The sequence below is a fragment of the Streptomyces sp. NPDC048623 genome (assembly GCF_040650755.1).
Classification (GTDB): Bacteria; Actinomycetota; Actinomycetes; order Streptomycetales; family Streptomycetaceae; genus Streptomyces.
The window spans coordinates 159,889-174,189 of sequence record NZ_JBEZHV010000009.1 but is presented as its reverse complement, the minus strand read 5'-3'; the positions used below and the strand labels follow the sequence as shown (position 1 = coordinate 174,189).

11 protein-coding genes are annotated in these 14,301 nt (G+C 73.6%); 8 read left to right on the top strand and 3 right to left on the bottom strand.

Annotated elements, in window-relative coordinates; all coding sequences use genetic code 11:
- Positions 1-68: 68 nt before the first annotated feature.
- Entirely contained in the window at positions 69-1,052 is a 984-nt protein-coding gene (gene speB / locus AB0C73_RS16040; RefSeq protein WP_362529745.1) for an agmatinase, read from the bottom strand.
- 113 nt (positions 1,053-1,165) lie between these two features.
- Between speB and AB0C73_RS16035 the strand changes: the two genes are divergently transcribed.
- The 3 genes from AB0C73_RS16035 (at position 1,166) to AB0C73_RS16025 (ending at position 4,872) form a co-directional block, all read left to right on the top strand.
- Positions 1,166-2,764 (top strand): PucR family transcriptional regulator, encoded by a 1,599-nt coding sequence (locus AB0C73_RS16035; RefSeq protein WP_362529742.1) that lies wholly within the window; start codon positions 1,166-1,168, stop codon positions 2,762-2,764.
- 74 nt (positions 2,765-2,838) lie between these two features.
- A complete protein-coding gene (locus AB0C73_RS16030) occupies positions 2,839-3,996 on the top strand; it encodes an acyl-CoA dehydrogenase family protein (RefSeq protein WP_362529739.1) in 1,158 nt (385 codons plus the stop codon).
- The gene (locus AB0C73_RS16025) at positions 3,997-4,872 is read left to right on the top strand and encodes an acyl-CoA thioesterase II (RefSeq protein WP_362529736.1); all 876 of its coding nucleotides are present in this window, start codon (positions 3,997-3,999) and stop codon (positions 4,870-4,872) included.
- A gap of 135 nt (positions 4,873-5,007) precedes the next feature.
- Here the strand turns inward: AB0C73_RS16025 and AB0C73_RS16020 are convergent, their stop codons facing one another.
- The gene (locus AB0C73_RS16020) at positions 5,008-5,802 is read right to left on the bottom strand and encodes a phosphatase (RefSeq protein ID WP_362529992.1); all 795 of its coding nucleotides are present in this window, start codon (positions 5,800-5,802) and stop codon (positions 5,008-5,010) included.
- 187 nt (positions 5,803-5,989) lie between these two features.
- Between AB0C73_RS16020 and AB0C73_RS16015 the strand changes: the two genes are divergently transcribed.
- On the top strand, positions 5,990-7,678 hold the full coding sequence (locus AB0C73_RS16015; RefSeq protein ID WP_362529733.1) for a hypothetical protein: 1,689 nt from the start codon (positions 5,990-5,992) through the stop codon (positions 7,676-7,678).
- A 30-nt stretch (positions 7,679-7,708) separates the two neighbouring features.
- On the opposite strand, the gene AB0C73_RS16010 is transcribed toward AB0C73_RS16015, so the two are convergent.
- The gene (locus AB0C73_RS16010) at positions 7,709-8,314 is read right to left on the bottom strand and encodes a TetR/AcrR family transcriptional regulator (RefSeq protein WP_362529731.1); all 606 of its coding nucleotides are present in this window, start codon (positions 8,312-8,314) and stop codon (positions 7,709-7,711) included.
- A 99-nt stretch (positions 8,315-8,413) separates the two neighbouring features.
- On the opposite strand from AB0C73_RS16010, the gene AB0C73_RS16005 reads away from it, so the two are divergent.
- The 4 genes from AB0C73_RS16005 to AB0C73_RS15990 are packed head-to-tail and all read left to right on the top strand — an operon-like array spanning position 8,414 to position 14,257.
- Complete coding sequence (locus tag AB0C73_RS16005) at positions 8,414-10,021, top strand: carboxyl transferase domain-containing protein (RefSeq protein ID WP_362529728.1); 1,608 nt, start codon at positions 8,414-8,416, stop codon at positions 10,019-10,021.
- Positions 10,022-10,035: 14 nt separating this feature from the next.
- Positions 10,036-12,159 (top strand): biotin carboxylase N-terminal domain-containing protein, encoded by a 2,124-nt coding sequence (locus tag AB0C73_RS16000; protein WP_362529726.1) that lies wholly within the window; start codon positions 10,036-10,038, stop codon positions 12,157-12,159.
- The gene (locus tag AB0C73_RS15995) at positions 12,156-13,094 is read left to right on the top strand and encodes a hydroxymethylglutaryl-CoA lyase (protein WP_362529723.1); all 939 of its coding nucleotides are present in this window, start codon (positions 12,156-12,158) and stop codon (positions 13,092-13,094) included. Before AB0C73_RS16000 ends, AB0C73_RS15995 begins: the two co-directional genes overlap by 4 nt.
- Before the next feature lie 2 nt (positions 13,095-13,096).
- The gene (locus AB0C73_RS15990; protein WP_362529720.1) at positions 13,097-14,257 is read left to right on the top strand and encodes an acyl-CoA dehydrogenase family protein; all 1,161 of its coding nucleotides are present in this window, start codon (positions 13,097-13,099) and stop codon (positions 14,255-14,257) included.
- Positions 14,258-14,301: the final 44 nt, after the last annotated feature.

Sequence of the window (14,301 nt, the reverse complement as noted above, 5' to 3'; positions counted from 1 at the left end):
ACGGGCGGGCACAACACGGCCACCGGGCCGCACCCGGCCGCGCGCCTCGGCCCGCTACCGCCCCGCCGTCACTCCGCGCCGGAGGCGCGCCCGGCCGCGATCTGCCGGGACATGATCGTGGTCAGCTCGTACGCCGTGTGGGAGGCGGCCACGGCCGTGATCTCCGCGTGGTCGTACGCCGGGGCGACCTCGACCACGTCCGCCGAGACCAGGTTGCAGGACGAGAGACCGCGCAGGATCTCCAGGAGCTCGCGCGAGGTCATGCCGCCCGCCTCCGGCGTGCCGGTGCCGGGGGCGTGCGCCGGGTCGAGGCAGTCGATGTCGATGGAGATGTAGAGCGGGCGGTCGCCGATGCGCTGGCGCAGCTGGTCGGCGACCTCGTCGGCGCCGCGGCGGTAGATGTCCGCGGACGTGACGATGCCGAAGCCCATCTTCTCGTCGTCCGTGAGGTCCTGCTTGCCGTAGAGCGGGCCGCGGGTGCCGACGTGCGAGAGGGCGGAGGTGTCGAGGATGCCCTCCTCGACGGCGCGGCGGAACGGCGTGCCGTGGGTGTACTCGGCGCCGAAGTACGTGTCCCAGGTGTCGAGGTGCGCGTCGAAGTGCAGCAGGGCCACCGGGCCGTGCTTCTTGGCGACGGAGCGCAGCAGCGGCAGGGCCACGGTGTGGTCGCCGCCCAGGGTCATCATGCGGGCGCCGGTGGCGAGCAGGTCGTCGGCGGCGGCCTCGATCGTCTCGACGGCCTCGTTGATGTTGAACGGGTTGGCCGCGATGTCACCGGCGTCGGCGACCTGGGCGAGGGCGAACGGGGAGGCGTCCTGCGCCGGGTTGTACGGGCGCAGCAGGCGGGAGGCCTCGCGGATCGCGTTGCCGCCGAAGCGGGCGCCGGGGCGGTAGGAGACGCCGCTGTCGAAGGGGATGCCGACCACGGCGACGTCGGCGGTGCCGACCTCGTCGAGCCGCGGCAGCCGGGCGAACGTCGCGGGACCGGCGTACCGCGGGATGCGGGACGAGTCGATCGGGCCGCGCGGGGTGCTCTGGTCGCTGCTGCTCATGGGCGGGTCCTCCTGGGATGAATCGGTCCGGCGACTCGACAGTAGGGGTCCGGACAGCGGCGGAGAAGTGTGCGTTTCCTCCACAGTACGGCCGTGTGGTGTACGAAGGATCCATGACCACGCCCGCCGCGCCGGAGACCGCGCCCCCCACCTCCCCCGTCCCGCTCGCCGCGCTGCTCGCCCGGCGGGACCTCGGGCTCCGGCTGCTCGCCGGGCCCGGAGACGTACCGCTGCACTGGGTGCACGCCTCGGAGATGGCCGACCCGTACCCGTATCTGCTCGGCGGCGAGCTGCTGCTCACGGCGGGCGTGCAGCTCACCGACCCGGCGCGGTTCGTGGAGCGGGTGGTGGAGGCGGGCGCGGCGGCGCTCGGGTTCGGCGTGACGCCGGTGTACGACAGGGTGCCGGCCGCGCTCGTCGAGGCCTGCGAACGCCTCGGCCTTCCGCTGATCGAGGTGCCGCCCGAGACGCCGTTCACGGCGGTGGCCCGGGCGCTGTGGCGGCTGATGGCGGAGGCCCGGCTGCACGAGCTGCGCCGGGTGAGCGAGGCCCAGCAGTCCCTGGCGACCGCCGCCGCCCGCCCGGCCCCGGTGCCGGCCGTGCTCGGCGCGCTCGCCTCCCGGCTCGGCGGGCGCGCGGTTCTGTACGGCCCTGGACCGGGCGGCGGTACGGAGTCGGCGGCGGCCGGCCGCGAGATCCCGCCGGAGGCGGCCCGGGCCCTCGCCGGCCTCGCGGACCTGGTCGGGCCCCGCCCCGGCGGCGGCCCCGCCTCCGCGAGCGGGGACGGCGGCGGGCTGCGGCTCGCCGCGTACGCGCTGGGCGGCGGCGACGGCATGACCCTGGGGATCGCGACCGAGCGGCGCGAGCCGGGCGACCACACCATCACCGGGGTCGCCGTCGTCCTGCTCTCCCTGCTCACCGCGCCGCACCGGGGCGCCGACGTGTCGGTACGGGACGGGGCCCTGGTCCGGCTGCTGCTCGGCGCGCCGGTGGCGGAGGTGGCACGTGCGCTCGGCCCGGGGCCGTGGACGGTGGTCCACGCGCGGGGCGGCGACGGCACCCCGTTCGCGGCGGCGAGCCTGGCGGCGGCGCTCGGGACACCGCTGGCGGACCCGGGTGCCGGGGAGACTCGCCCCGGCGACGATCCGGGGGCCGGGGAGGCTCGCCCCGGCGACGGCCCGGGTGCCGGGGAGGCTCGCCCCGGGGTCGTACGGCTGCTGCTCCCCGCCTCCACCGCCGTCACCGCCCAGCCCGGCTGGACCCTCGGCGTCAGCGCCCCCGCCGAACCGGCCGCCCTCGCCGCCGCCGACACCCAGGCGGCCCGCGCCCTGCGCCGCGCGGAGGCGACCCGTACGCCTCTGGCGCGCCAGCGTACGAACGGCCTGGCCGGGCTGGTCGACCCGGCCGAGGCCGCCTCGTACGCGCGCGTGCTGCTCGCTCCCCTCACCGAGGCGCAGGCCGAGACCCTGCGCACCTGGCTCTCCCTGCACGGCAGTTGGGACCGGACGGCGGTGGCCATGGACATCCACCGCAACACCGTCCGCCAGCGCATCGCCCGGATCGCGGCCCTCCTCGACCGCGACCTGGACGACCCGGACGTACGCATGGAGCTGTGGTTCGCCCTCGGCGCCCGGCGACCCGAGCCGAGGCGGGGGCAGCGTGCGCGGCGTCACTATGGACACTTTCAACAACCGACCGGTAACTTGGACTGAGCAAGCGCTTAGACAAGTGCTGCGTGCCGGACTGACGCCGGACAGACCAGGACAGGACCCGAAGGAGGCGGCTCGTGCGCCGTACCGTATTCAACGAGGACCACGAGGCGTTCCGGGAGACCATCCGGGCCTTCATCGAGGCCGAGGTCGTCCCCGTCTACGACGAGTGGTTCGCCGCCGGCCAGGCGCCCCGCGACTTCTACTACAAGCTCGGTGAGCTGGGCGTCTTCGGCATCAACGTGCCGGAGGAGTTCGGCGGCGCCGGTCTGGACACGCACAAGTTCGAGGCCGTCCTGTACGAGGAGACCTCCCGCGCGGGCGTGGCCTTCGGCGGCTCCGGCGTGCACGTGCTGCTCGCCCTCCCGTACATCAAGATGCTCGCCACCGACGAGCAGAAGAAGCGCTACCTGCCGAAGTTCGTCTCCGGCGAGGAGATGTGGGCGCTGGCGATGACCGAGCCGGGCACCGGCTCCGACGTCGCGGGCATGAAGACCACCGCCAAGCTCTCCGAGGACGGCACCCACTACGTCCTCAACGGCGCCAAGACCTTCATCACCGGTGGCGTCCACGCCGACCGCGTGATCGTCTGCGCCCGCACCTCCGCCCCGTCGGCCGAGGACCGCCGCTTCGGCATCTCCCTCTTCGCCGTGGACACCAAGTCCGAGGGCTACTCCATCGGCCGCAAGCTGGACAAGCTGGGCCTGCGCACCTCCGACACCGCCGAGCTCGCGTTCGTCGACGTCAAGGTGCCGGTCGAGGACCTGCTCGGCGAGGAGGGCAAGGGCTTCTCCTACCTCGGCCACAACCTCGCCTCCGAGCGCTGGGGCATCGCCTTCGGTGCGTACGCGCAGGCCAAGGCCGCCGTGCGGTTCGCCCAGCAGTACGTGACCGAGCGCACCGTCTTCGGCAAGCCGGTCGCGCACTTCCAGAACACCAAGTTCGAGCTGGCCGCCTGCCAGGCCGAGGTGGACGCGGCCGAGGCCGTCGCCGACCGCGCCCTGGAGGCCCTGGACGCGGGCGAGCTGACCCCGGCCGAGGCCGCCTCCGCCAAGCTCTTCTGCACCGAGGTCGCGCACCGCGTGATCGACCGCTGCCTCCAGCTGCACGGCGGCTACGGCTACATGAACGAGTACCCGATCGCCCGCCTGTACGCCGACAACCGCGTCAACCGCATCTACGGCGGCACCAGCGAGATCATGAAGTCGATCATCGCCAAGTCGATGGGCCTGTAAGTGCCCGACGAGCACAACGCACTGGATGACCTGCTCGATCTGCTCGACCTTGAGCGGATCGAGCGGGACATCTTCCGCGGGCAGTCCCGTGCCACGATCGTCCCCCGCGTCTTCGGCGGCCAGGTGGCCGCCCAGGCGATGGTGGCGGCGGGCCGGACGGTCCCCGAGGACCGCCTCGCGCACTCCCTGCACGCGTACTTCCTGCGCCCCGGGGACCCGGGCGCGCCGATCGTCTACAGCGTCGACCGGATCCGCGACGGGCGGTCCTTCACCACCCGCCGGGTGGTCGCCGTCCAGCACGGGCAGCCGATCTTCCACCTCTCGGCGTCGTTCCAGACGTACGAGGAGGGGCTCGACCACCAGGCCGACATGCCGCCCGCGCCGGACCCCGAGACCCTGCCGACGGCGGCCGAGATGCTGCCCCGGCACCTCCCCCGCGAGGTCGCGGACCGGCTGATCGGGGCCCGGGCCGCGGTCGACCTGCGGTACGCCGAGACGCCCCCGTGGGGCACGGTCGGGCAGCCGCGCGAGCCGCGCTCGCAGGTCTGGTTCCGCACCAACGGCAAGCTCGCCGACGACCCGCTGCTGCATGTCGTCCTCGCCACCTACGTCTCCGACATGACGCTGCTCGACTCGATCCTGCTCGCGCACGGACGTGGCGGCTGGGCGGTCGGTGACGTCGTGGGCGCCTCGCTCGACCACGCGATGTGGTTCCACCGCCCGTTCCGGGCGGACGAGTGGCTGCTCTACGGCCAGGAGTCGCCGACGGCGTCGGGCGGCCGCGGCCTGGGCCAGGCCCGGATCTACACGCAGGACGGACGGCTCGCGATCTCCGTCATCCAGGAGGGCGTCGTCCGCGTCCCGCGACGCGACTGAGCGGGGGCCGGGCGCCCCGGGTGGGGCGCCCTAGCACCTGACTCGCTCGGCCGACGCGGCCGCGGCCTGCTTTTGACGCCGGACGCGTCGCCGACGTCGCCGACGTGACCACGCGCGGCCCCCGTCAGCCGGTCGTCAGGCGGTCGTCAACCCCGCCGCGTCCAGTACGTACGCCGTCATCGGCTCGTAGTAGCGCGGGTCCACGACGTGGTCGTCCAGGGGGATCGTGACCTGCATCGTGCCCTCGGCCTCGGCGAGGAAGAGGGCCGGGTCGTTGCAGTCGGCGTAGCCCAGGGACTCCAGGCCGCGCTGGGCCGCGCGGCCGGCCCAGCCGTGGTCGGCGACGACCAGGTCCGGCGCGGGCTCGCCGAGGGCCTCCAGGCCGTCCAGGATCGCGTTCATCGGCTCCGGGGAGTGGGTGTGCCACAGGCTGGCGCCGCGCTCGAAGACGGCGACGTCGGCGAACTGCACCACGTACCCCTCGTCGGCGGTGAGCCCGCCGGGGATCCGGACGATGTCGCAGCCGCGGGCCCGCAGCGCGGCGGCGACGCGGCTGTGCGCGTCGATCAGCGAGCCGGGGTGGCCGGTCGCGAACAGCACCCGCTCCTTCGCGGCGGCGGCCTTGGCGAGCCGCGCGGCCATCCGGTCGAGGGCGGCCACGGTCAGCTCGGGGTCGATGGTGTCCTGCCCGGTGCGGTGCGCCGGGTCGTCGACGACGCCGCAGCGCTCGGCCATGACGGCGAGCACGTCCTGCTCGTCCGTCCACCGGTCGCCGAACTCGAGGCCGAACCAGTAGTGCCGGTCGCCGTTGGCGAGCTTGCGGTAGTGGCTAAGGTTGTTGTCGCGCGGGGTGGCGACGTCTCCGGCGATACGGCTCCGGACGAGGTGCTCGACGAGGTCGGCGCGGCTGAGTATCGGCATGGCCCCCATTCTGCCGGGCGGCGGCCGCACTTGGGCCCGGACCTCCCCCACGCCCGGATCTCCCCCTCGCCCGGACCGGCGCACCGAGTCGAGTGAACCCCCTCGAAGAGCCCGGCCCGTTCCCCGGTTTCCCTGTACCCCCGTCTCCCCCCGATGATAGGAACAGTCTGTAGCCGAACGGGGACTGGGAGTACATATGACTGTGAAGGCCGGCACGCGGGAGGAGGCCGGGACGGTGGGGCGGGTGTGGGTGGTGCGCCTGGACCCCGACGGGCGTCCGCCGACGGTCGCGGTCCGGCTCTCCTGTTCCCGCCCGTCCTGCCCCGATGAGCGTCTGCCGAGCACCGCCGATGGACGCAGGGCCGCCGTCGAACACGTCAACGCGCACCTGGCCCGCATCCGCGCGGACGGCGGGCCGCGGGGAGCGGCGTGGTGCGGCTGCCGTGCCGCCGGGTGCGCGTGGCACACCCCGGCCACGGCACGTACGGGCCGCCCGGCATCCGACGTCGCGCACTGCGAAGGCCCCGTGGTCCTGTCGGTGTACGCGGACCGGGCCGGCCGGCTGTGGCGGATCGCGGAGACCTGCGCGCGTTGCGCGGCCGCCATCCCCGGCTGCCGGGTCCTGGCCACCGCTCCGCGCCCGGCCGCGGCGGGCCGGGCGACAGGGATGCCCGGAACGCCCGGAGCGCCAGGAACGCCGAGAACACCGGGAGCACCGGGAACTCCGGGAGCGGACATCGAGGGCGGGCCTGTGGCGGCGACGTTCTCCGACCGCGCCCCGGCCCTCTCCGCCGCCGGACCCTCGGCCTCGGCACCGGCACCGGCCCAAGGTCCCCGTTCCCTCCCCCGCGCCCGCACCGCATCCCCCGGCAGGCGGCTGCCCCGGCCGCCGAAGCCCGCGGGGAAGATCGCGCAGCGGATCGTGCCGCACGACCTCCAGCCCGAGGTCCTCCGTCTGGAACTCGCCGAACTCGGCGACGCGTTCCGCGCCTACCAGCAGTGCCCCGAGCCCGACCTGACCCTCCTGGCCGCACTCCACGAACGCAAGGCCCGCGCGTTCGCCCTGTGGGGCGACGTCACCGGCGACAAGGAACTGCTCCTGGAGGCGGACCGGGCCCGCAAAGCCGTGGAGACCACCCTCATGATGCGCGACAGCCGCGTCATCGCGCCGGCCGACGGTGCCGCGGGAGGCGACGTGCCGCCGGTGGAGCGGCTGCTCACCCGGGGACAGGCCGAGCTGAGCCGTACCGTGCTCGGCCACGTCCGTACGCACGCGCCCCGACGCGACGCCGGGGTGCACCTCGCGGTGCTCATGCTGGCCCTGCGAGCCGCCCGCACCGGAGCGGGGAACGTCACGGGGCAGGACCTCACCGGCTGGCTGCAGGCCGACGCGGAACGCGTACTGGCGGAGCTGGTGGCCACCGACTGGCTGCACCTGCCCGACACCGTCGAACAGGTCCTGGCGTCCCGGCCCGAGCACCCCACCGCGTTCACCGTCCCCGAGCTGCTGCCCGACCGGCCGACCGCGCTCCACCTCGGCAAACTGGCCCGGACGCGGCTCTCCGGCTGGGCCCAGAAGGTGGTGGGCGACCGGAAGATCCGCAAGAAGAAGCTTCCGGTCGCCACCCGGCTCCTCGCCCTGTACACCACCGCCCACATCTCGCCCGACGGCCGGCTCGGACACGCCCAGGACGAAGGGCTGCGCCTGGACGACGTCGCCGCCTTCTGCGCTCTGTCCCCCGAAGAGGTCGCCGAACACGCGGAGCGCCTCACCTCGGCCGACTGGCTCACCGATGTCCGGACCACCGAGGACCGGCTGCACGGACGGCTCACCGCGAGGGTCCTGCCGTACGGCGGACTGCTGTCACACCCGTCGGACTGCTGAGCGTCGGCCCCAGGCCCCGGGCCCCGGCGCCTACTCCGCCCCCAGCGCCCCGAACGCCCCGTGCGCCAGCCCCCGCAGCAGCCGTTCCGTCGCCTCGCGGCCCAGTGGCGTGCCCAGGTGCGGGGTGGAGTTGAGCAGGCCGAAGACCGCGTGGACGGCGGCGCGCACCTCGTACTCCCCCGCCGTCGGGTACAGGTCGCGGACGACGGCGACCCACAGCTCGACGTACTGCCGCTGGAGCTGGCGGACCCGCTTGCGGTCCTCGTCCTTGAGGCGGTCGAGCTCGCGGTCGTGGAGGGTGATCAGCGGGCGGTCGTCGAGGGCGAAGTCGATGTGCCCGTCGATGAGGGAGCGGAGCACGGCGCGCGGGTCGCCGTCGGACTCGGCGACCCGCAGCCGGCCGCCGTCGAGCAGCCGCTCGCTGATGCCGACGAGCAGCTCGGCGAGCATCGCGTCCTTGCCGGGGAAGTGGCGGTAAAGGCCGGGGCCGCTGATGCCGACGGCGGCCCCTATCTCGTCCACCCCCACCCCGTGGAAGCCGCGCTCGGCGAAGAGACGCGCCGCCTCCTTGAGGATCTGCTCGCGTCGCGTCGGGGCGTCCGTCCGCGCACTCGCGGCCGTGGGGCTCGTGGTCATGAAGGGAATTCTAGACAACCCGGTTAGCGGTCGTTAACCTTGCCGACATACGTTAACGCTCATTAACCGAGCGGACGACCGAGCAAGGGAGCTCGACGGATGCAGCAGGCACCCGTGCTGACGAGTGCGGCGGACCCCGCCTCGCCGGCCTGGCAGGCCAACGAGGCGGCCCATCACGAGCTGGCGGCGACCCTGCGCGCCCAGCTCGCGGCGGCCGCGCTCGGCGGCGGCGAGAAGGCCCGCGCGCGGCACACCGCGCGCGGCAAGCTGCTGCCGCGCGACCGGGTGGACACCCTCCTGGACCCGGGCTCGCCGTTCCTGGAGCTGGCCCCGCTCGCGGCCAACGGGATGTACGGCGACCAGGCCCCGGCCGCCGGTGTGATCGCGGGCATCGGGCGGGTCTCCGGCCGCGAGTGCGTGATCGTCGCCAACGACGCGACCGTCAAGGGCGGCACGTACTACCCGATGACCGTGAAGAAGCACCTGCGCGCGCAGGAGGTGGCGCTGGAGAACCGTCTCCCCTGCCTCTACCTCGTCGACTCCGGCGGCGCCTTCCTGCCCATGCAGGACGAGGTCTTCCCGGACCGCGAGCACTTCGGCCGGATCTTCTTCAACCAGGCCCGGATGTCCGGCGCCGGCATCCCGCAGATCGCGGCCGTCATGGGCTCCTGCACGGCCGGCGGCGCGTACGTCCCGGCGATGAGCGACGAGGCCGTGATCGTCCGCGACCAGGGCACGATCTTCCTCGGCGGCCCGCCGCTGGTGAAGGCCGCGACCGGCGAGGTCGTCACAGCCGAGGAGCTGGGCGGCGGCGAGGTCCACTCGCGGATCTCCGGCGTCACCGACCACCTCGCCGAGGACGACGCCCACGCGCTGCGCATCGTCCGCAACATCGTCGCGACCCTCCCCGAGCGCGGCCCGCTGCCCTGGAAGGTCGAGCCGGCCGAGGAGCCGAAGGTCGACCCGGCGGGCCTGTACGGCGCGGTGCCGGTGGACTCCCGCACCCCGTACGACGTGCGCGAGGTGATCGCGCGGATCGTGGACGCCTCCCGCTTCCAGGAGTTCAAGTCCGAGTACGGGCAGACCCTGGTCACCGGCTTCGCCCGGATCCACGGGCACCCGGTCGGCATCGTCGCCAACAACGGCATCCTGTTCGCCGAGTCGGCCCAGAAGGGCGCGCACTTCATCGAGCTGTGCGACCAGCGCGGCATCCCGCTGCTGTTCCTGCAGAACATCACCGGCTTCATGGTCGGCAAGGCGTACGAGCACGGCGGCATCGCCAAGCACGGCGCCAAGATGGTGACGGCCGTGGCCACCACGCGCGTGCCGAAGCTGACGGTGGTGATCGGCGGTTCGTACGGCGCGGGCAACTACTCGATGTGCGGGCGGGCGTACTCCCCGCGATTCTTGTGGATGTGGCCCAACGCCAAGATCTCGGTCATGGGCGGCGAGCAGGCCGCGTCCGTGCTCGCCACGGTCAAGCGCGACCAGCTCGGCGACGCGTGGAGCGCCGAGGAGGAGGCGGCCTTCAAGGAGCCGATCCGCGCGCAGTACGAGACCCAGGGCAACGCCTACTACGCGACCGCCCGCCTCTGGGACGACGGGGTCATCGACCCGATGGAGACCCGGCAGGTCCTCGGCCTCGCCCTGACCGCCTGTGCCAACGCGCCCCTGGGTGACCCCCAGTTCGGCGTCTTCCGGATGTAAGGGGACCTCGGAACATGCTGTTCGACACAGTGCTCGTCGCCAACCGGGGCGAGATCGCGGTCCGCGTCATCCGCACCCTGCGGGAGCTCGGCGTGCGCTCGGTCGCCGTCTACAGCGACGCGGACGCCGACGCCCGGCACGTACGGGAGGCGGACACGGCGGTACGGATCGGGCCCGCGCCGGCCTCGGAGTCGTACCTCTCCGTCCCCGCCCTGCTCGACGCGGCCCGCCGCACCGGCGCGCAGGCCGTCCACCCCGGCTACGGCTTCCTCGCGGAGAACGCGGCCTTCGCCCGCGCCTGCGCGGAGGCGGGGCTCGCCTTCATCGGCCCGTCGGCCGAGGCGATCTCGCTGATGGGCGACAAGATCCGGGCCAAGGAGACGGTGAAGGCGGCCGGCGTCCCGGTCGTCCCCGGCGCCGCCGACCCCGAGATCGAGGCCGCGGCGCACGAACTGGGCGCGCCGGTGCTGCTCAAGCCGAGCGCGGGCGGCGGCGGCAAGGGCATGCGGCTCGTCCGCGACCTGGCCGTCCTGGCCGACGAGATCGCGGCGGCGCGGCGCGAGGCGCGGTCCTCGTTCGGCGACGACACGCTCCTCGTGGAGCGCTGGATCGACCGCCCCCGGCACATCGAGATCCAGGTCCTCGCGGACGCCCACGGCAACGTGGTGCACCTGGGCGAGCGCGAGTGCTCCCTCCAGCGCCGGCACCAGAAGATCATCGAGGAGGCGCCGTCGGTCCTCCTGACCCCGGAGATCCGGGCGTCGATGGGCGCGGCGGCGGTCGAGGCGGCGCGGTCCTGCGGCTATGTGGGCGCGGGCACGGTCGAGTTCATCGTGCCGGGCGGCGACCCTGCCGCGTACTACTTCATGGAGATGAACACCCGTCTCCAGGTCGAGCACCCGGTGACGGAGCTCATCACGGGCCTGGACCTGGTGGAGTGGCAGCTGCGGGTCGCCGCGGGCGAGCCGCTGTCCTTCGGGCAGGACGACGTCCGGCTCGACGGCTGGGCGATCGAGGCGCGCATCTGCGCCGAGGACCCGGCGCGCGGCTTCCTGCCGTCCGGCGGCACGGTCCTGGCGCTCGGCGAGCCGCAGGGCTCCGGGGTCCGCACGGACTCGGGCCTGAGCAAGGGCACGGAGGTGTCCAGCCTCTACGACCCGATGCTCTCGAAGGTCATCGTCCACGCCGCCGACCGCCCGACGGCCCTGCGCAAGCTGCGCGCGGCCCTCGCGGACACGGTCACCCTGGGCGTCCCGACGAACGCGGGCTTCCTGCGCGAGCTCCTCGCCCACCCAGAGGTGGTGTCGGGCGAGCTCGACACGGGCCTGGTGGAGCGGGACGCGGAATCGCTGGTCCACGGGTCGGTCCCGGAGGAGGTGTACGCGGCGGCGGCGCTCGTCGCCCGGGGAGACTTCCCCCGCCCCGCCCCTTCCCGAAACCCTGCCGGGGGCGACGGGGCTGCCGCCCAGGGCTGGCTGGACCCCTTCGGGGTCGCCGACGGCTGGCGCCTCGGCGGAACACCGGCGTGGACGATCCACCACCTCAGGGTCCCGGGCCACGACCCCGTCGAGGTCCGCACCCGCGCTGCCACGCGGGGCGTGGAGATCCTCCTCCCGGGGGAAACCCCGGCCTCGCCGGCGCTTGAGGCGCGGGGGCCCGGGGGCGGAGCCCCCGGTTCGGGAAGGGGCGGGGTGGGGAACGTGCCCCGCGCAGCGGCCCCCTCCACCGCCCGGGCTGTCGCCGCCGAGGGCGGGCTGATCACGGTTGATCTCGACGGCGTCACCCACCGCTTCACCGTCGCCCCCTCCCCGGAGGGGCTCTGGCTCGGCCGCGACGGGCACTCCTGGCACGTGCTCGACCACGACCCCGTCGCCGCCGCGCTCTCCGGCGCCCGGCACGCCGGGGCCGACACGCTCGCCGCGCCCATGCCCGGCACCGTCACCGTCGTGAAGGTGGCCGTCGGGGACGAGGTCGAGGCCGGGCAGAGCCTGCTGGTCGTCGAGGCGATGAAGATGGAGCACGTCATCTCCGCCCCGCACGCCGGCACCGTCACCGAACTCGATGTCACGCCGGGCACGACCGTCGCCATGGACCAGGTCCTGGCCGTGGTGACGCCCCGCGACGAGGAGGACGCATGACCACCGGACTGCCCATGAGCGTGCCGGCGGCGGGGCTTCCGGCCCGGGTGAGGATCCACGAGGTGGGGCCGCGCGACGGGCTGCAGAACGAGAAGACGGCCGTCCCGACCGACGTGAAGGCGGAGTTCATCCGGCGGCTCGTCGCCGCGGGCCTCACCACGGTCGAGGCGACCAGCTTCGTGCACCCCAAGTGGGTCCCCCAACTGGCCGACGCCGAGGACCTGTTCCCGCAGGTCAAGGATCTGCCCGTACGGCTCCCGGTGCTCGTGCCGAACGAGCGCGGCCTGGACCGGGCGCTCACGCTCGGCGCCCGCGAGGTCGCCGTCTTCGCGTCGGCGACCGAGTCCTTCGCCAAGGCCAACCTCAACCGCACCGTCGACGAGGCGCTCGCCATGTTCGCGCCCGTCGTCACCCGCGCCGCCGAGGCCGGCCTCAGGGTCCGCGGCTACCTCTCGATGTGCTTCGGCGACCCGTGGGAGGGCCCGGTCCCCATCGAGCAGGTCGTCCGGGTCACCAAGGCCCTCGCCGACATGGGCTGCGACGAGCTGAGCCTCGGCGACACCATCGGCGTCGCCACCCCGGGCCACGTCAAGGCGCTGCTCACGGCGCTCAACGAGGCGGGCGTGCCCACCTCCCGTATCGCCGTGCACTTCCACGACACCTACGGGCAGGCCCTCGCCAACGCCTACGCGGCCCTCGAACACGGCGTCACCGTCTTCGACGCGTCCGCCGGCGGCCTCGGCGGCTGCCCGTACGCCAAGTCCGCCACCGGGAACCTCGCCACCGAGGACCTGGTGTGGATGCTCCGCGGCCTCGGCATCGAGACCGGGGTCGACCTGGCCGCCCTCACCGCCACGAGCGGGTGGATGGCCGACCATCTGGGCCGCCCGAGCCCGTCCCGTACCGTCCGAGCGCTCTCCCACAAGGAGTCCTGATCATGTCCCTCGACCACCGGCTCTCCGAAGAGCACGAGGAACTCCGCCGCACCGTGGAGGCGTTCGCCCACGACGTGGTCGCCCCGAAGATCGGCGACTACTACGAGCGGCACGAGTTCCCGTACGAGATCGTCGCCGAGATGGGCCGCATGGGCCTGTTCGGCCTGCCGTTCCCCGAGGAGTACGGCGGCATGGGCGGCGACTACCTCGCCCTCGGCATCGCCCTGGAGGAGCTGGCCCGCGTCGACTCCTCGGTCGCCATCACCCTGGAGGCGGGCGTCTCGCTCGGCGCCATGCCGCTCCACCTCTTCGGCACCGAGGAGCAGAAGCGCGAGTGGCTGCCGAAGCTGTGCTCCGGCGAGATGCTGGGCGCCTTCGGCCTGACCGAGCCGGGCGCCGGCTCGGACGCGGGCGGCACCCGTACGACGGCCGTCCGGGACGGCGACCACTGGGTCATCAACGGCTCGAAGTGCTTCATCACCAACTCCGGTACGGACATCACGGGCCTGGTCACGGTCACCGCGGTGACCGGCCGCAAGCCGGACGGCCGCCCGCTGATCTCCTCGATCATCGTCCCCTCGGGCACGCCCGGCTTCACGGTCGCCGCGCCCTACTCGAAGGTCGGCTGGAACGCCTCCGACACCCGCGAACTCTCCTTCGACGACGTGCGCGTGCCGGTCGAGAACCTCCTCGGCGAGGAGGGCCGCGGCTACGCGCAGTTCCTCCGCATCCTCGACGAGGGCCGCATCGCGATCTCCGCGCTGGCCACCGGGCTCGCGCAGGGCTGTGTCGACGAGTCGGTCAAGTACGCGAAGGAACGTCACGCCTTCGGCCGCCCGATCGGCGACAACCAGGCCATCCAGTTCAAGATCGCCGACATGGAGATGCGCGCCCACATGGCCCGCATCGGCTGGCGCGACGCGGCCTCCCGCCTCGTCCTCGGCGAGCCCTTCAAGAAGGAGGCGGCCCTGGCCAAGCTGTACTCGTCGACGGTGGCCGTGGACAACGCCCGCGAGGCGACCCAGATCCACGGCGGCTACGGCTTCATGAACGAGTACCCGGTGGCCCGGATGTGGCGCGACTCCAAGATCCTGGAGATCGGCGAGGGCACGAGCGAGGTCCAGCGCATGCTGATCGCCCGCGAGCTGGGACTGACCGGCTGACGCCTGGTCGACGGTTGATGTGGACGCGGCCCGCCGAGCACGAC